The sequence below is a fragment of the Nereida sp. MMG025 genome, assembly GCF_021654165.1.
In the GTDB taxonomy this organism is placed as follows: domain Bacteria; phylum Pseudomonadota; class Alphaproteobacteria; order Rhodobacterales; family Rhodobacteraceae; genus Nereida.
In genome coordinates, this window is record NZ_JAKFZN010000001.1 from 106,943 (window position 1) to 124,476 (window position 17,534).

Sequence of the window (17,534 nt, forward strand, 5' to 3'; positions counted from 1 at the left end):
AAGTCATACTAGACGCCACACGCGCCACGCCTATAACGGTGGTCTGCACACTTACCCCGAGCGAGGCGCGTCATGGTCAAACAGTCTCCCCATCATCACATTGCGGTCGATGCCCTTTCGCAGGCCCAGGCGCAGCAAGAGTTGGCTTACCTCGCGGATGTTCTGGCGCAGGCCAATGCAGACTATCATACCAAAGATGCGCCCGATTTGTCGGATGCAGATTATGACACCCTCAAGCGCCGCAACGCGGATATCGAGGCGGCGTTCCCCAACCTTATGCGCGCTGACAGCCCAACCCATCAGGTGGGTGCGCCTGTCGCGGATGGGTTTGGCAAAGTGCGTCACGAGGTGCGGATGCTGTCACTCTCCAACGCGTTTGAAGACAGGGATGTAGAGGATTTCGTAAAAGGCATTCGTAAGTATCTTGGGTTAGGTGATGATGCCCCACTTGCCCTGACAGCCGAGCCTAAAATTGACGGGCTTTCGTTGTCCTTGCGGTATGAAAACGGCGTTTTGGTCCAGGCCGCCACGCGCGGCGACGGCGAAACCGGCGAAAATGTCACCGTCAATGCACGCACCATTTCCGACATTCCCGCCACCATTGAAGGGGCGCCCGATATTTTGGAAGTCCGCGGCGAGGTCTACATGAGCCATGCGGATTTCGAGGCGCTTAATCAAAGACAAACGGCGGCAGGTGGAAAAACCTTTGCCAATCCACGCAATGCGGCCGCCGGGTCTTTGCGTCAACTGGATGCCGAGATCACCCGCGCCCGTCCTTTGCGCTTTTTCGCCTATGCCTGGGGGGCGATCAGCGCCCCTTTGAGTGATACGCAATCAGGCGCGATCGACCGGCTTGCGCAGCTTGGGTTTCAGACCAATCCGCTCACGCTCAGGTTTGAAACAGCACAAGAGATGATCGCCCATTACCACAGTATCGAAACGCAGCGTGCCGATCTGGGATATGATATCGACGGTGTGGTTTATAAGGTCGATAATCTGGACTATCAGCGGCGCCTTGGGTTTCGCTCGACCACGCCGCGGTGGGCAATTGCCCATAAGTTTCCTGCAGAACTTGCATGGACCCATCTGGAAGCGATCGACATCCAAGTGGGGCGAACAGGGGCGCTGTCACCTGTCGCGCGTCTGACGCCTGTCACTGTTGGCGGGGTCGTGGTGTCAAACGCGACCTTGCACAACGAGGATTATATCGCAGGGCGCGACAGCAAAGGTGCGCCCATCCGTGAAGGCCGCGATATCCGTGTGGGCGATTTTGTTCAGGTGTACCGCGCGGGCGATGTTATTCCAAAGATTAAGGATGTTGATCTCAGCAAACGGCCCAAGGATTCGGAAACGTTCAGGTTTCCGACCACATGCCCCGAGTGTGCGTCATCTGCCGTGCGCGAAGAGGGCGATGCGGTGCGTCGTTGCACAGGCGGGATGATCTGTCCCGCGCAGGCGGTTGAAAAGCTCAAGCATTTGGTCAGTCGTGCCGCCTTTGACATTGATGGACTTGGCGCAAAGCAGGTCGAGCAATTCTACCAAGACGGCTGGATCAAAGAACCCGCTGATATTTACCAACTACAAGACCGCTATGGCCGCGGGCTTCAGCAACTCAAAAACCGCGAAGGATGGGGCGAAAAATCCGCAAGCGCCCTGTTTCAGGCCATCGAAGACAAGCGCGAAATGGCGCTGCGCCGCCTGATCTTTGGCCTGGGCATTCGCCATGTGGGCGAAGCGGCGGCTGGATTGCTTGCCCAGACCTATGGCTCTTGGGCGCAATTCGAAGCGGCGGCCACTGCTGCGCAGGACGAAACCAGTGATGCATATACAGACCTGCTCAACATCGACGGGATCGGTGCGGTGATGGCCAGCTCTCTGATTGCCGCTTTTGCCAACCCGCAGGAGCGCGCAAGTATTGATCGGCTGGTCGCGCAGCTGACGGTGCTGGACGCAGAGAAACGCGCAACCGACAGCCCCGTGGCGGGAAAGACAGTAGTTTTTACCGGAACGCTGGAAAAACTGACACGCGCAGAGGCCAAAGCGCAGGCCGAAACCCTTGGGGCGAAAGTCTCGGGTTCGGTCTCTGCAAAGACGGATCTGCTGGTGGCGGGACCAGGTGCAGGATCAAAAGCGAAAAAGGCTGCGGACCTCGGAATTGAAACGATTGATGAGGATGGCTGGCTTTCTTTGATCGGGCAGGGCTAAGTTGCGCGTATGAGCAGCCGCCCTGAAATTCTGTTTCCGCTTTTTGCCAGCACTGAAACGCTGGAAGGCATCGGTCCGAAATCGGCCAAGCTGCTGGATGGTGTTGGGATTGCCACGCCAAAAGACGTGTTGTTCACGCTGCCCAGTGGGACCGTTGACCGCCGCCGCAAGGCCAGTGTTTTGGGTGTGCCTGTCCCAGATACCGTGACGGTTGAGGTCACGGTGGGGGCCCATAGACCCGCCGCCCGAAAAGGCGGGCCCTACCGCGTAAGTGTCACAGATGCGCAAACGGCCTTTGATCTGGTGTTCTTTCATGCTAATGAAAAATACCTGACGGCCCAATTGCCGACAGGTCAAAAGCGGGTGGTTTCGGGCAAGCTGGAACATTTTGACGGGGTGGCCCAGATGGTTCACCCCGACCATATTTTGCCGGTTGAGCAGGCCCATACCATTCCGCTTTTCGAGCCAATCTATCCGTTGACGGCAGGCGTGACCCAAAAGACGATGCTTAAAGCCAGCGGATCTGCCTTGGTGCGGATGCCAGAGCTGGCCGAATGGATTGATCCTGCCCTCAAGCAGCGCGAGAGGTGGCCAGATTGGCACCACGCCGTCCAATTGGTGCATCGTCCGTCCGAAGAAAACCTGCATCAACAGCCCGCTGCGCGCCAGCGTTTGGCCTATGACGAGGTGATGGCGCATCAGGTGACGCTTGCCTTGGCCCGCACGGTGGCCCGTAAAACCAAAGGGGTCATTTCAAATGCAAGCGGTGTCTTGCAGCGCAAGGTTTTGAACGCTTTGCCCTACACGCCGACAGGCGCACAATCGCGCGCAATTGCCGACATCACGGCGGATATGGCGTTGCCTGTGCGCATGAACCGATTGCTACAGGGCGATGTGGGATCGGGCAAAACGCTGGTTGCGATGCAAGCCCTGTTGGTCGCCGTAGAAGCAGGCGGGCAGGGTGTGATGATGGCCCCCACCGAAATCCTGGCACGGCAGCATCTGGAAGGGCTGCAACCTTTGGCAGAAAGCGCGGGCGTTGTGCTTGAGCTTTTGACGGGCCGTGACAAGGGCCGTGAAAGGGCTCGCAAGCTTGAGGCTTTGGCACGCGGTGACATCCAGATCCTTGTGGGCACGCATGCGGTGTTTCAGGCGGATGTGCAATTTGACGATTTGCGACTTGCCGTTGTGGACGAGCAGCATCGCTTTGGCGTCATACAACGGATGGAATTGGGGGCAAAGGGACGCGCGGTCGACATGTTGGTGATGACCGCAACCCCCATCCCGCGGACCCTGTCGCTTGCGCAATACGGGGATATGGATGTGTCGGTGCTGGACGAAAAACCACCGGGGCGCAAACCGATCCAGACGGCTCTGGTCTCGACCGACCGATTGGACGAGGTGGTTGAAAAACTGCGCGCAACAATCGCCAAGGGGACGCAGGCCTATTGGGTTTGCCCGCTCGTGGAAGAAAGCGAAGTGGTCGATATGACTGCGGCCGAAGAACGGTTCAAACGGTTGCGCGCCCAGTTGGGCGATGATCGTGTCGGGTTGGTCCACGGGCAGATGCCGCCTGCCGACAAGGATGCGGCCATGGCAAGGTTTGTGGCAGGTGAAACCTCGGTTCTGGTGGCGACATCCGTGATCGAGGTGGGGGTGAATGTGCCAAATGCCACGATCATGGTGATCGAACGGGCCGAAAGTTTCGGGCTGGCACAGCTGCATCAGCTGCGCGGTCGCGTGGGGCGGGGGGACGCTGCATCGACCTGCCTTCTGATGTTTGGCAAGGCGTTGTCCGATACGGCCCGCCGCCGCCTTGAAATTCTGCGCGAGAGCGAAGACGGCTTTCGGATCGCCGAAGAGGATTTGGCCATTCGCGGTGCAGGTGACATGATTGGTGCCGCACAATCAGGGCTGCCGCGGTTTCGCATCGCCGATCTGGAGCGAGACGCCGGATTGATGAAACTGGCCCAAAGTGATGCACGAAAGCTGTTGGGCGATGATCCGTCGTTGGAAACGGCGCGCGGGCAGGCCGCACGGACCCTGCTGTGGCTGATGGAGCAGGACAAGGCAATTCGTTTGATTTCAGTGGGTTAGCGGGGTTCGGAACATTTTGTTCGCAAATGTTCTCAAAAAGTTCTTTACAGATGGTTAATAAAATGAGAACAAAGCGGCAACAAGACGCTACTCAAAGGAACACACGCCATGATCGCAGACGTCAAACAAATCATCGAACGGTCATCGGGCACTTTGCTGACGGATCTGGCAGGTGCTGCTGCGCTGACAGTGATCTTTTCGGTTGCGCTTTGCTTGCCTAATTTTTTCTGAGTTACTGCCTACGATCACCCTGAAAGCTTCCAGCATCCTGTCCCCACTTTGATGCTGTGACGACTGCCTCGTCTTATCTGAGCCGCGTTCTGCCTTTCGCCGCTCTTGTGTTTTCAGGGATGTCCCCGATCGTTACCTTGCCGCCGCTATCCATTCGGATATGCGGCGGTTTTTTTATGCGTTTTGACTGGCCTGGGTTTCATCCAACGCATCACAGGCCGCATCAAGCGCCAGCATGATCGAGGCATGGCGGTTTTTGTAATCGCGTGCAGGGATCAGAACTTCCAGCCCGTCAAAAGGGGCGGTTGGGATGGGGCCGTCTGATTTCAGCATCGCCTTCAACTCGTCCCGTGCGCGGCGGATTTGATCGCTTGTGCAGCCCACGATGGCAGAGCCGACAACCGAAGCCGCCGCCTGACCAAGGGCGCAGGCTTTGACGTCCTGTCCATAGCCGCTGACCACGCCGTCATTCAAAGCCAGATCGACCGTCACCGCAGAGCCGCACAGCGGCGACCGCCGCTTGGCCGATACATCGGGTGCCGCCAGCCTCTCTGCCGCAGGCATATCGGCGGCCAGCGCAAGAATGCGGGCGGAATAAAGCTTGATCAGATCAGTATCACTGGACATGCGCGGCACGGTTTCCTTTGGCTATGATCCTAGATAATACCAAGGCACCAAAATGCAAAAGGTTTCCAGCATGTCTTTCGATCCAAGCCTACTCAAATTCAACGAAGCAGGGCTTTTGCCTGTCATTGCACAAGACGCAAGCAGCCGCGAGGTTCTGATGCTGGCGTGGATGAATGCCGAGGCTGTGGCGCGGACATTGGACAGTGGTCAGGTCACCTATTGGTCACGGTCGCGCGCATCTTTTTGGGTCAAAGGGGCCACGTCGGGTCATACTCAAGAGCTGGTCGCGATGCGCATGGATTGTGACCGCGATTGCCTTTTGGTGCTGGTCAATCAGGTGGGCGCGGCCTGCCACACCGGGCGGCGCAGCTGTTTTTATACAGATGTGACCGATGGAGATATGACCGAGCTTATGTCGCCAATGGACTAAAGCCCCACCATTTTGCGAATATCGGCAGGGCTTGCGCCGTCAGTGCGGTATTTGGCAATGGCACGGGCGTCGTCGCGTTTGGCAAGGCGTTTACCTGCGCTATCGCGGATCAGTTTGTGGTGATGATAGATCGGCCTTGGCAGGCCAAGCAGGTGCTGCAAACACACATGAATGGTGGTTGCGTCAAACAGATCCTGACCGCGCACAACGTGGGTCACACCCTGTGCAGCGTCGTCCAGCACCACCGAAAGATGATAGGACGTGCCCATGTCTTTGCGGGCCAAAACAATATCCCCGATGGTCGCCGCAAGGGTAGCCACGTTTGTGGCGTTCACACCCGTTTCGCCATTTGGTCCAAGCCCTGTTTCTTCAAATGACACCGCGCTTTTAGGGGCCTGTGCAGCCAGCGTATCCATCTTCAGGCGCAGGGTTTGCGCGTTGGGGCGCTGTCCTGACGGGCGGCCACTGGGTCGGCAGGTGCCAGGATAGATCGGCCCGTCAGGACCAATTTGCGACACACCTTCTTGTGGTGCCGATAGCGCGTCTTGAATATCTTTGCGCGTGCAGGTGCAGGGATACAAAACCCCCTGTTCCCAAAGTGTATCAAGTGCTTGTGCATAGACGTGAAAGTTGTCGGACTGGCGCAAAACAGGCGTTTCCCATGTCAAACCAAGCCAGTCCAGATCATCGTAAATCTGTTGTTCCCAATGCGCACGCGCACGGGATTGATCAATATCTTCGATACGCAAAAGGAATGTGCCACCCGCGGCAACCGCCATGTCATGGGCAAGGATCGCCGAATAGGCATGCCCCAGATGAAGCGGCCCCGTGGGCGATGGTGCAAACCGCGTTATCATGGACGACGCAGGACGATCATATCCGATCCCTTTGCGATTTCACCTAAATGCGGGCCGTGGCGACATTCCTGCGCCGTGGTAGCTGTGGCCGTGATGGTCATGCCGAAAGCCTAGCGCGGACTATTCGGCGGCGTCCAGTTGCGATTGCCCAAGCCAGTCGGTCCAGAGGGCTTTGGCACGATCAGTATATGCTTTGTAGCGGTCTTTGCGCCCGCGACGGCCACCTTTGAGCCCTTCGACAGGGGGGAACAAGCCGAAGTTGACGTTCATCGGTTGGAAGGTTTTGGCCTCTGCGCCACCAGTGATATGTTTGATCAACGCCCCCATAGCCGTTTCTTGTGGCACGTCTTTGATGGGGTGGCCCAAGATGTCGGCCGCGGCCATGCGCCCGGCCAAAAGACCCATTGCGGCACTTTCGACATAGCCCTCAACGCCCGTGATCTGGCCTGCAAAGCGCAGGTGCGGTTTTGAGCGCAGGCGCATCTGATCGTCCAGCAACGTCGGAGAATTCAAGAAGGTGTTGCGGTGGATCCCGCCAAGACGCGCGAATTGCGCGTCCTCAAGCCCCGGGATCATGCGCAGCACCTCTTTTTGGGCGCCGTATTTCATCTTGGTCTGAAACCCGACGATATTGTAAAGCGTTCCCAAGGCGTTATCGCGGCGCAGTTGCACCACGGCATAGGGTTTGACATCGGGCTGATGCGGATTGGTCAGACCAACTGGCTTCATCGGGCCAAAGCGCAGTGTTTCGCGGCCGCGTTCTGCCATGACCTCGATGGGTAGACATCCGTCAAAATAGCCTGCGGTTTCGCCTTCTTTGAATTCGGTTTTGTCTGCGGCCAGCAGCGCGTCGATAAAGGCCTCATATTGGTCCTTTGTCATCGGGCAATTCAGATAGGCTGTGCGCTCTTCTTCGGTATCGCCCTTGTCATAGCGCGACTGCATCCATGCGCGGCTCATGTCAATGCTGTCGTGGTAAATAATCGGTGCGATGGCATCGAAAAAAGCCAAGGCCTCTGCACCGGTTTCTGCCGCAATCGCATCGGCCAAAGCGCCGCTGGTCAACGGGCCGGTTGCGATAATCCAGTGGCCGGTTTCGGGCAGGGTGGTGATTTCATCATAGCTGACAGTGATGTTCGGATGTGCTGTCAGGCGGGCTGTCACGGTTTCGGCAAATGGATCGCGGTCAACGGCCAAAGCGCCGCCCGCGGGCAGGCGATGTTGATAGGCGGTTTGCATAATCAACCCACCAGCTTGCACCATCTCCCAATGCAGCAGGCCAACGGCGTTTTGTTCATGATCGTCGGATCGGAACGAATTGGAACAAACCATTTCGCCCAAATTGCCTGTTTGATGGGCAAAGGTGCCAACCTTGGGGCGCATTTCGTGAATGACGACCTGCACGCCCATATTTGCGGCCTGCCAAGCGGCCTCTGATCCGGCCATTCCGCCGCCGATGATATGAAGGGTGTTTTCCATGAGGAGCATCTAATTCGCAGCCTTCCAAAAAGCAACAACCCCTGACGTGAGTGGCGTCAGGGGTTGGTGTGATCTCGGGTTGGAGGACCCGTATATGTGACGGCTTGGAGGGGCCGCAATGTGATCAGGTTGGAGGACCTGACGTGTGTTGCCTTAGTCTTAACCCATTTCGCCCCATTCGCGCCACATTTATTTTTTCAACAATGTGGGCGTGATCGGAAACAATCAGCTTTCAGGGGCTTGGGCATCTGCGTCCTCGTCCTCGTCGCCTTGATCTGCAATCCAGGCAACGCTCACAACACTTTCGCCTTTGGCTGTATCAAATACCTTGACGCCACCTGCGCTGCGCGACCGGAAGCTGATGCCCTCTACGGGAACACGGATAGACTGGCCCTTTGATGTGGCCAGCATAATCTGATCATCCATCTCTACGGGGAAGGACGCGACGATCTCACCGCCGCGCATGGCCTTGTCCATGGCCATCACGCCCATGCCGCCGCGGCCGCGCAGGGGATAGTCATGGCTTGAGCTCAGTTTGCCAGCGCCGCCCGCCGTGATGGTCAGGATAAGATTTTCAGCCGCCGACATTTCGGCATACCGATCTTGTGGCAGGTTAATCGCGGCCACGCCTTCTTCATCCGATACATCAGCGTCGTCCGTTAAGCCTGCGACAAGCCTACGCATTTTTAAATAGGCCGCACGTTCTTCTGGCGTTGCCTCAAAGTGGCGGATGATTGACATAGAGACGATTTGATCGTCGCCTTGCAGCTTGATGCCGCGCACACCGACCGAATTTCGGCTGTTGAACACCCGCACATCCGTGGCCGGAAAGCGAATGGCCCGACCGGAGTTTGTGACCAGCATCACATCATCATCATGACTGGCGATACGGGCGTTGATCAAAGTTGTCGCCTCGTGTTCGCCCTCGAACTTCATCGCAATTTTACCGTTGCGCATAACATTGGTGAAATCCGACAGCTTGTTGCGACGCACCGTGCCGGCAGAGGTTGCAAAGACGACCTGAAGATCATCCCATTCGTCTTCGTCACGATCCACGGGCATGATCGCGGCGATCGACACACCTGTCGGGATCGGCAGGATGTTAACGATAGCCTTACCTTTGGATGTGCGTGATCCTTGGGGCAGGCGCCATGTCTTGAGCTTGTAGACCATCCCATCCGTCGTGAAAAACAGCAATTGGGTGTGTGTATTGGCCACAAACAAAGAGGTTACGACATCGTCGTCCTTCAAAGCACCGCCCGAAAGCCCTTTGCCGCCGCGTTTTTGCGCGCGGAAATCCACAAGGGGGGTGCGTTTGATATAGCCGCCTTGGGTAACCGTCACGACCATGTCCTCACGCTCGATCAGGTCTTCGTCTTCCATATCGCCTGACCAGTCGACAATCTCGGTGCGGCGCTCGACCGCGAATTGATCGCGCACGGTCGTCAGCTCTTGGGCGATGATGGCCATGATCCGCTCGCGCGAGCGCAGGATATCAAGGTATTCCTTGATCTTGCCGGCCAGATCTTCCAACTCGTCGGTCACTTCTTTCACACCAATCTGGGTGAGGCGCTGAAGGCGCAGATCAAGGATTGCGCGGGCCTGAACTTCGGACAGGTTGTAGGTGCCGTCCTCATTGGCGGTGTGGGTCGGGTCGTCAATCAGTTGGATGTAGGGCAGAATTTCTTGGGCGGGCCAGCGACGCTCCATCAGTTTTTGGCGGGCCTCGGCGGCATCTGCGGATTGGCGGATCGTTGCAACCACCTCGTCAACATTTGAGACGGCAACGGCCAAACCACATAACACATGGCTGCGTTCGCGCGCTTTTCGCAGCTCAAACGCCGTGCGGCGCGCGACAACTTCTTCCCTAAAATCAATGAAGTAGCGCAAGAACTTCAACAAGGTCAGCTGCTCGGGCTTTCCCCCGTTCAGCGCCAGCATATTCGCACCAAAGCTGGTCTGCATCGGGGTGAAGCGGAACAGTTGGTTCAGCACCACTTCGGCGGTGGCATCGCGTTTCAACTCAATGACAACGCGCACGCCATTGCGGTCAGATTCGTCTTGAACGTGGCTGATGCCTTCGACCTTTTTCTCACGCACCAGTTCGGCGATCTTGTCGATCATTGTCGCCTTATTCACCTGATAGGGAATTTCATCAAGGATGATGGCAAAGCGGTCTTTGCGGATCTCTTCGACACGAGTTTTGGCGCGGATCACGATGCTGCCGCGTCCTTCCAGATAGGCTTTGCGTGCGCCCGAACGGCCAAGCATGATGCCACCCGTTGGGAAATCGGGGCCAGGCACATATTCAATCAGATCCTCTGACGTCATATCGGGGTTTTCGATCAGGGCCAGGGTCGCGTTGATGATCTCGCCCAGGTTATGCGGCGGGATATTGGTGGCCATGCCCACGGCGATACCACCAGCGCCATTCACCAGCATATTCGGGTAACGCGCGGGCAGAACCGTCGGCTCACGTTCCTTGCCGTCGTAGTTGTCCTGAAAATCGACCGTCTCTTTTTCGATGTCGGCGGTCAGGGAGGCGGCGACCTTGTCAAGCCGCGATTCCGTGTACCGCATGGCGGCGGCGTTATCACCATCCATTGAGCCAAAGTTGCCTTGCCCGTCAATCAGGGGCACGGACATGCTGAAATCCTGCGCCATCCGCACCAGCGCGTCATAGATCGCACTGTCGCCGTGCGGGTGGTAGCTGCCCATCACATCGCCCACGGACTTGGCGGATTTGCGATAGGGTTTGTCGGCCGTATACCCTTTTTCATACATCGAATAGATGATCCTGCGGTGCACCGGTTTCAAACCGTCACGCAGGTCAGGAATCGCGCGGCTGACAATCACGGACATCGCGTAGTCCAGATAGGCCGTTTTCATCTCGTCTACGATGCTGACGGATGGACCGTCATAGACATATCCCTGATCGCCATTTTCTTCTGCGTTTTCAGGTGTTTCTGGGGTGTCGCTCATGTGATTTTCCGCCCTTTGGCCGCGCTGTTGTGCGGCGTCTATATCTTGTTGCTTTATGTATAGCAGAGGCCGCATATGGGGTGCAATGGGGGGCAGCGCAGGCTGTTAGCACCAATGACACAATGCTGCTAACATATTGTTTTTGTTGAAAAGTTATTTCCCGTTCGTCAATGTCGAAGACATAAGAAACGACGAGGTTAAAAATGCGTTCAGAAACAGAACTGATGTTGCGTGGTTATGGCCTGACACTGGCCGAGTTTTTCTATCACATGCCTGACGCGCCGCATGTGCTGAATACTTTCATCTGGCAGGACTATGATCTTGCGCCAGACCATCCCAAATTGTTCAAATTTATCGAGTTTTGGCAGCGCGACATCGAAGGGCCGCTACATTCCGTCCGCTTCACGCACCGCAAAGAGGTGAGCCCCGGCGAGTGGCGCAATGTGCAAGGCGAATTTACTCTGCATTAACCCCAGTCAGGTGCCCGCTTCTCGATGAATGCGGCGATGCCTTCGGCGGTGTCATCATTGGCCATATTTTCGAGCATCACATCGCCTGTATAGGCATAGGCGGCGTCCAGTGGCATCTGAAGCTGGTCGTAAAAAGCGCGCTTGCCGATGCGCACGGCGCTGCCCAATTTGCCCGCGATCTGTTGGGCCAATGCCTGTGTCTCGGCCTCAAGATCAGCGGCAGGCACAATGCGGTTCACCAACCCCAGATCAAGGGCGCGGTCGGCATGGATGAAATCACCCGTCGTCAGCATCTCGAACGCCTGCTTGCGTGGAATATTGCGCGACAGGGCGACCATCGGCGTTGAGCAGAACAGCCCGATATTCACCCCGTTGACGCCAAATCGACAGTCCTGCGCCGAGACAGCAAGATCACAACTGGCGACAAGCTGGCAACCTGCGGCGGTGGCGATGCCGTGGGTTTGCGCGATGACGGGTTGGGGGAGGGTCGGAATGCGCTGCATCATGGCGGCGCAGGCATCAAACAACCCTTTGAGCGCAGTGGCCCCTTTGTCGGGGCTTTGGCGCATGGTTTGCATCTCGCGCAGATTGTGACCTGCGCAAAACGCTTTGCCCGCGCCTTTCAACACAGTGACGCGGATCGCTTCATCCGCGGCGATTGTATCAAACATTCCGTGCACGGCCGCAATCATATCTAGGGACAATGCGTTCAACGTTTCCGGCGTATTCAGCGTGATCGTTGCCACGCCGTGCGCATCACTGCGTTCAAGTAAAGCCATCTTGTTCCTCCACGAAATTTAGCCAAGACTAGGCGCAGGCAGAGGGGTTTGGCAATGCAAGCTGTGATGAATATCGAAGACTTAAACGCGTTTCTGGTGCAGGCCTTTCCGCAGGTTGCGGATGACTTCACGATCGAGGAGATCACCGCGTCTGGCATACGCGTGCGATTGGTTGTTGCCGACCGCCATTTGCGCCCGGGCGGAACGGTGTCGGGGCCGTCCATGTTTGCCTTGGCCGATGTAAGCGCCTATCTGGCGATCCTTGCGCGTATCGGTCCCAAGGCGCTGACTGTGACGACCAACTGTAGCATCGATTTTATGCGCAAGCCCGAAGCGGGCCGCGATTTACTGTGTGATTTCAGGCTTTTGAAGCTTGGTCGCGTCCTTGCGGTGGGCGATTGCGTTCTGATGTCGGATGGGTCGGACAGGGCGGTGGCGCGGGCCAGTCTGACATATTCCATCCCGCCTGAGTGACAAAAAAACCCCAAGGCACGGGGGCCTTGGGGTCAGGAAGGGTCAGCTACGGCAGGGAAGACGCAGCCGACCTTAGGTAACTCTAGCGTTGATAAAAGCGGCGGTTGGCTTCGCGTGTTGCGTCGCGCCTTGCCAGTCCGATGTCCTTGAGCAGGTGATCATCCAGCGCCGCCAATTGTTTTCGCGTTCGCGCACGGGTCTCCCAAGTGACCAGGGCAACGGCAACTTTCACGACAAGCGCTGAAAACGGTGGCAGGGGCCGTGTCAGATCAAGAAGGTCGAGAAGTGGCATATCGCGTGTCATTGGGTATTCCTCCTACGCGTTAATTGTATTGATACAATGTAGCGTATCTGCTACAAAAATATTGATACAATCGAAAATGTGCTGAATCTATGGAAATATTGTAATGAATACAATTTGGGTGCCAAAGCTGCCCGAGGGGATGTCCTCAAAATACAAAGCCGTGGCGCAGGCCATCCGCAACGCGGTGGCAACGGGTGAATTGCCCCAAGGGACCAAGCTGCCGCCCGTGCGCGATCTGTCCTGGCGTCTGGAAATGACACCCGGCACCGTTGCACGGGCTTATACGATCCTGACCGACGAAGGGCTGTTGCAGGCCGAAGTGGGGCGCGGCACCTTTGTGGCGGCGCCCAAGACCCAAGTGCTCGATGATGTGTGGTCGCGCCTGAAACCCGATGACAGTGCAGCGATGATCAACCTGTTCAGTCCGCGACTGCCCGATATGGGGCAGGTGGCGTTGATGCGGGCGGCCTTTGCAAAAGTGGCAAAGGCCGAACCGCTGGAGTTTTTGAATTATCCGATCCGCGAAGATTATAAGCCTGCACGCCAAGCCGTTGTGGACTGGATGAGCGATGTTTTGATTGGTCCGCTTGCAGAGCAACATGTGGTCTTTGCCCATGGCGGACAAAGCGCGATTTCGCTGGTGATGCAGGCGGTGCTGACGGGGCCGAAACCTGTGATCATGGTTGAGGATCTGTGCTATCCGGGATTCCGCCGCGCGGCAGAAACACTGCGCGCCGATGTGGTCGCGGTGCCCATGGATGAACATGGCCCGATCCCCGCAGAGGTTGAGCGCATCGCCCGCAACACAGGCGCACAGCTTTTGTGTCTGACCCCAGAAGTGCAGAACCCGACAGGTGGGTTTTGCCCGCTTGCGCGGCGCGAAGCCTTGGTCGCGGTGGCGAAACGATGTGATTTCGATATTTTGGAAGATGATTGTTACCGCATCGGCACCATGCAGGCGCCGACGTTTCGGTCCCTGTATAAAGGACGGGCTTGGTATGTGACCTCGATCTCGAAATCGCTCACACCGTCGTTGCGCATTGGGTTTGCCATTGCGCCGGAAGGGCGGGCCAGCGATTTGCGCCGCTATGCAGAATACGGGTTTTTTGGCATTGCGCGTCCCCTTGCCGAAGTGACCCGCCTGATATTGGCCGATCCCGCCGCCAAGCAGATCGCGGATGCGGTCCGCAAACAGATTGGTGCCTATCTTAAGGTCGGCATTAATGAATTGGGCGGCTATGATGTGGTCTGGCGGTCCGAAGTTCCGTTTTTGTGGATGCGTCTGCCCGATGGCTGGCGTGCAGAGGCCTTTGTGCGTGCCGCCGAACGCGAAGGTGTGCAAATCCGATCTGCCGATGAATTCGCCTTGCGCGACGGGCGTGCGCCCCATGCCGTGCGGATTTCGGTGAATGCGCATATCTCGATCGACTTATGGGGCGAGGCAATGGTGCGTTTGCGCAAATTGCTGGATAACCCGCCAGAGACGATCGCGGTTTAGGTGTGGGGTAAATAAATACCTATTTTGTAACCCTTTGAAAATGCATCAATAAAACAGTTTTGTCGCTGTTGACTGTGTTTGCAGCCCCTATATAACCGCCCAATCGAATTCTGGCAGGGCGACCTGCTGAGTATCTCAAGGAATTGAAACATGAAAACCTTCTCTGCGACACCTGCAGATATCGACAAGAAGTGGATCATCATCGACGCCGAAGGCGTGGTGTTGGGCCGTCTTGCGTCGATTGTTGCGATGCGTTTGCGCGGCAAGCACAAGCCATCCTTCACACCCCACATGGATATGGGCGACAACGTCATCGTGATCAACGCTGACAAAATCCAACTGACAGGCAAGAAACGCGACAAGCCAAACTACTGGCACACAGGCTACCCAGGTGGCATCAAATCGCGCACAACCGGTCAGATCCTCGAGGGCAAATACCCAGAGCGCGTAGTGATGCAAGCCGTCAAGCGCATGCTGCCAGGCAACCGCCTGAGCCGCGTTCAAATGACAAACCTGCGCGTTTACGCAGGTGCCGAGCACCCACATGAGGCCCAAAGCCCAGAAGTGCTTGATGTCGCGTCCATGAACTCCAAGAATACGAGGGTCTGATAGATGGCTGAAGAAATCAAAAGCCTCGACGAGCTGAACGCAGTTGCCGAAGGTACTGTTGCACCAGCAGAAGTTGAATTGGCCCCACGCGAGCCCGTCCGTGACGAGCTTGGCCGCGCCTATGCCACTGGCAAGCGTAAAGATGCCGTTGCGCGTGTCTGGATCAAACCAGGTTCGGGTAAGGTAACGGTCAACGGCAAAGAGCTGAACACCTATTTTGCACGCCCCGTTCTGCAAATGATCCTGCGCCAGCCGTTCACGGTTTCGGGCACAGAAGATCAGTTCGACGTGATGGCGACTGTCAAAGGTGGCGGTCTTTCGGGTCAAGCCGGTGCGGTCAAGCACGGCATCTCGAAAGCGCTGCAACTTTATGATCCCGCGCTGCGCGGTGCGCTGAAAGCTGCTGGCTTCCTGACACGCGACAGCCGTGTGGTTGAGCGTAAGAAATACGGTAAAGCGAAAGCCCGTAAGAGCTTCCAGTTCTCGAAGCGCTAAGGTTCGGAACATACCAACAAAAAGAATGGCCGCATCGTTGGATGCGGCCTTTTTCATTTTCGGTCAGGGCAGGGCGATCAGAGGGTAACGCCGTTGTCCGCCGCCATCTTGGCAAAGTCGGTAAACTGGATATCTGCCGCGCTCAGGGATGCGACATCACCGTAGACCCGTGCCATTTCGATATCATCGGCAAAGATCACAACCGATCCGTCATCGCGTGGGAATATCTCGACAACTTTGGGCGCGCCGCCGTCAGGTTGGTTCAGATAGATCTGGTCGTTGCCCGATCCGTAATCCCAGATCGTCACGTTGCGTGCATTGTCATCAATCGCAAAGATGTCTGCGCCTTGGCCGCCTGTCAGCTCGTCACCAGCACGGTCATCGACAAACAGGATGTCGTCGTCGCGTCCACCGTCCAGCGTGTCTGCGCCACGACCCCCATTCAAAAAGTCGTCGCCTTTGCCGCCGATCAATACGTCCTGACCGCGCGCGCCACTGATCATGTCATCACCATTGCCGCCATCAATATAGTCGTGGCCGCGCCACCCTTCGATGTCGTCATTGCCGCTTCCGCCTTCGATGATATCGTCGCCGCGACCGCCATTGATATAGTCGGACCCGTTGCCGCCGCTGATTTCATCGTCGCCGTGACCGCCGCGGATGATGTCGTTTTGGCCACCCCCCGACATCAGATCATCACCGCGCCCACCGGCCACAATATCTTCACCGTCGCCGCCAGCCAGTTGATCGTCACCATCGTGGCCGCGCACCACATCATCGCCATCAGCGCCATCGAATTGGTCATCGCCACTTGTGCCTTTGAAACCGTCATCATCATCCGAACCAGACGGCAGGATGAGCGAGCCGCTCAGGATCATCATGAGTACTGCTGAAAGCATGGTTTTCGCCTCGAATAGGATTTCGTTACCCATCGGATTAGCCGTCAAATGCGGCAGTAATCGGTGCAAAGCATGAAACGATTAAGGTTAATCCTGCTGGATTGGGCGGTGCTGCTGGTGCAATCCGCGCGGCATTGGACAATTTTAAGGCGGCGCGCCGATCGCGGGATTTACCACAAGATATGCATTTCGAGATTGCACTGATTGTGTTTCGGCTTCACTCTTATCGATATGAAAAGCGGTCTTTCGTCAGAAAACAAATCGGGATTGCTGCTGGTCAGCCCGCCATTTCTGACGGCGCTTGTACTGTTGGCTGGACCGTTGTGCATGATCTTGCTGCTCAGCTTTTGGAGCCAGGATTTCCTGACGCTTGATCGCACCCTAACAACCGCCAACTATGTGGAGGCCGCCACAGACCCGCTTTATGGCCAGCTGCTTGCGCGTTCGCTTTATATTGCAGCGATGGTGACGTTGGTGACGGTCCTTACGGCCTTTCCTGTGGCGTATTTCATCAGCTTTCATGTCCACCCATCGCGCAAGTCGCTTTGGTTGTTTTTGATCACCATTCCCTTCTGGACCAGTTATCTGATCCGCGTGTTTTTGTGGAAGGTGATCCTTGGGTATAACGGTGTGGTCAATTCGGGGCTGGTCGGCCTAGGCCTGATTGATGAGCCGCTGTCCTTTATCCTTTATAACCTCAACGCGGTTGTGATCACTTTGGCACATGCCTTTGCGCCTTTCGCGATCCTGCCGATTTTTGTGGCTTTGGAGAAAATAGACAGGTCCCTGCTAGAGGCCAGTCAGGATCTTGGTGAAAGCAAGCTGCGCACCTTCTTTCGTGTGACTTTGCCCTTGGCCATGCCTGGCGTGGTGGCTGCGGTGTTGATCGTCTTTATCCCCGTGATCGGTGACTATATCACGCCACGGTTGGTGGGCGGGCCGGGTGGTCTGATGATTGCCAATATGATCCAGACGCAATTTCTCAAGCTCAATAACGCGCCTATGGGGGCCGCACTTGCGGTCACTGCGATGCTGAGTGTGACCATCATCTCGCTTCTCTTTGTCTGGCTGAACCGTCGCTATCTGAGGGGGCGGTAA

17 protein-coding genes are annotated in these 17,534 nt (G+C 56.7%); 10 read left to right on the forward strand and 7 right to left on the reverse strand.

What is annotated here, in order from left to right; genetic code table 11:
- Positions 1–72 precede the first annotated feature (72 nt).
- The 3 genes from ligA (at position 73) to L1065_RS15790 (ending at position 4,533) form a co-directional block, all read left to right on the forward strand.
- Positions 73–2,205, forward strand: a complete 2,133-nt coding sequence (gene ligA / locus L1065_RS00555; RefSeq protein WP_237093496.1) for an NAD-dependent DNA ligase LigA — start codon at positions 73–75, stop codon at positions 2,203–2,205.
- 9 nt (positions 2,206–2,214) lie between these two features.
- A complete protein-coding gene (gene recG / locus L1065_RS00560; protein WP_237093497.1) occupies positions 2,215–4,302 on the forward strand; it encodes an ATP-dependent DNA helicase RecG in 2,088 nt (695 codons plus the stop codon).
- Between the two features lie 108 nt (positions 4,303–4,410).
- On the forward strand, positions 4,411–4,533 hold the full coding sequence (locus tag L1065_RS15790; protein ID WP_255765939.1) for a hypothetical protein: 123 nt from the start codon (positions 4,411–4,413) through the stop codon (positions 4,531–4,533).
- Positions 4,534–4,707: 174 nt separating this feature from the next.
- On the opposite strand, the gene L1065_RS00565 is transcribed toward L1065_RS15790, so the two are convergent.
- Positions 4,708–5,160: an iron-sulfur cluster assembly scaffold protein gene (locus L1065_RS00565; protein ID WP_237093499.1), complete on the reverse strand. Its 453-nt coding sequence runs from the start codon at positions 5,158–5,160 to the stop codon at positions 4,708–4,710.
- A gap of 70 nt (positions 5,161–5,230) precedes the next feature.
- Here L1065_RS00565 and hisI point away from each other — a divergent pair, with 70 nt between their 5' ends.
- Positions 5,231–5,590, forward strand: a complete 360-nt coding sequence (gene hisI / locus L1065_RS00570) for a phosphoribosyl-AMP cyclohydrolase (RefSeq protein WP_237093500.1) — start codon at positions 5,231–5,233, stop codon at positions 5,588–5,590.
- On the opposite strand, the gene gluQRS is transcribed toward hisI, so the two are convergent.
- The 3 genes from gluQRS to gyrA all read right to left on the reverse strand — a co-directional run bounded on the left by gluQRS (position 5,587) and on the right by gyrA (position 10,908).
- Positions 5,587–6,447, reverse strand: a complete 861-nt coding sequence (gluQRS, locus tag L1065_RS00575) for a tRNA glutamyl-Q(34) synthetase GluQRS (protein WP_237093501.1) — start codon at positions 6,445–6,447, stop codon at positions 5,587–5,589. The genes hisI and gluQRS overlap by 4 nt on opposite strands.
- Before the next feature lie 120 nt (positions 6,448–6,567).
- Complete coding sequence (trmFO, locus tag L1065_RS00580) at positions 6,568–7,926, reverse strand: methylenetetrahydrofolate--tRNA-(uracil(54)-C(5))-methyltransferase (FADH(2)-oxidizing) TrmFO (RefSeq protein WP_237093502.1); 1,359 nt, start codon at positions 7,924–7,926, stop codon at positions 6,568–6,570.
- Positions 7,927–8,151: 225 nt separating this feature from the next.
- Positions 8,152–10,908, reverse strand: a complete 2,757-nt coding sequence (gene gyrA, locus L1065_RS00585; RefSeq protein ID WP_237093503.1) for a DNA gyrase subunit A — start codon at positions 10,906–10,908, stop codon at positions 8,152–8,154.
- A 203-nt stretch (positions 10,909–11,111) separates the two neighbouring features.
- Here gyrA and L1065_RS00590 point away from each other — a divergent pair, with 203 nt between their 5' ends.
- Positions 11,112–11,378 (forward strand): usg protein, encoded by a 267-nt coding sequence (locus tag L1065_RS00590; protein WP_237093504.1) that lies wholly within the window; start codon positions 11,112–11,114, stop codon positions 11,376–11,378.
- Here the strand turns inward: L1065_RS00590 and L1065_RS00595 are convergent.
- The gene (locus L1065_RS00595) at positions 11,375–12,157 is read right to left on the reverse strand and encodes an enoyl-CoA hydratase (protein WP_237093505.1); all 783 of its coding nucleotides are present in this window, start codon (positions 12,155–12,157) and stop codon (positions 11,375–11,377) included. The two genes, L1065_RS00590 and L1065_RS00595, sit on opposite strands and share 4 nt — an antisense overlap.
- Positions 12,158–12,211: 54 nt before the next feature.
- Between L1065_RS00595 and L1065_RS00600 the strand changes: the two genes are divergently transcribed.
- Positions 12,212–12,631, forward strand: coding sequence for a PaaI family thioesterase (locus L1065_RS00600; RefSeq protein ID WP_370641114.1), 420 nt, complete (start codon positions 12,212–12,214; stop codon positions 12,629–12,631).
- A gap of 82 nt (positions 12,632–12,713) precedes the next feature.
- Here L1065_RS00600 and L1065_RS00605 read toward each other — a convergent pair whose 3' ends face one another.
- A complete protein-coding gene (locus L1065_RS00605; RefSeq protein ID WP_237093507.1) occupies positions 12,714–12,935 on the reverse strand; it encodes a DUF1127 domain-containing protein in 222 nt (73 codons plus the stop codon).
- A 103-nt stretch (positions 12,936–13,038) separates the two neighbouring features.
- Here L1065_RS00605 and L1065_RS00610 point away from each other — a divergent pair, with 103 nt between their 5' ends.
- From L1065_RS00610 to rpsI, 3 genes are all read left to right on the forward strand, one after another.
- Positions 13,039–14,433 carry a PLP-dependent aminotransferase family protein gene (locus tag L1065_RS00610; RefSeq protein WP_237093508.1) on the forward strand — a complete coding sequence of 465 codons (1,395 nt, stop codon included), beginning with the start codon at positions 13,039–13,041 and terminating at the stop codon, positions 14,431–14,433.
- A gap of 150 nt (positions 14,434–14,583) precedes the next feature.
- Positions 14,584–15,042, forward strand: a complete 459-nt coding sequence (rplM, locus tag L1065_RS00615; protein WP_237093509.1) for a 50S ribosomal protein L13 — start codon at positions 14,584–14,586, stop codon at positions 15,040–15,042.
- Positions 15,043–15,045: 3 nt separating this feature from the next.
- Complete coding sequence (gene rpsI, locus L1065_RS00620; RefSeq protein ID WP_237093510.1) at positions 15,046–15,537, forward strand: 30S ribosomal protein S9; 492 nt, start codon at positions 15,046–15,048, stop codon at positions 15,535–15,537.
- Positions 15,538–15,614: 77 nt separating this feature from the next.
- On the opposite strand, the gene L1065_RS00625 is transcribed toward rpsI, so the two are convergent.
- Positions 15,615–16,436 (reverse strand): calcium-binding protein, encoded by an 822-nt coding sequence (locus L1065_RS00625; RefSeq protein WP_237093511.1) that lies wholly within the window; start codon positions 16,434–16,436, stop codon positions 15,615–15,617.
- A gap of 231 nt (positions 16,437–16,667) precedes the next feature.
- Here L1065_RS00625 and L1065_RS00630 point away from each other — a divergent pair, with 231 nt between their 5' ends.
- Positions 16,668–17,534 carry an ABC transporter permease gene (locus L1065_RS00630; RefSeq protein WP_237093512.1) on the forward strand — a complete coding sequence of 289 codons (867 nt, stop codon included), beginning with the start codon at positions 16,668–16,670 and terminating at the stop codon, positions 17,532–17,534.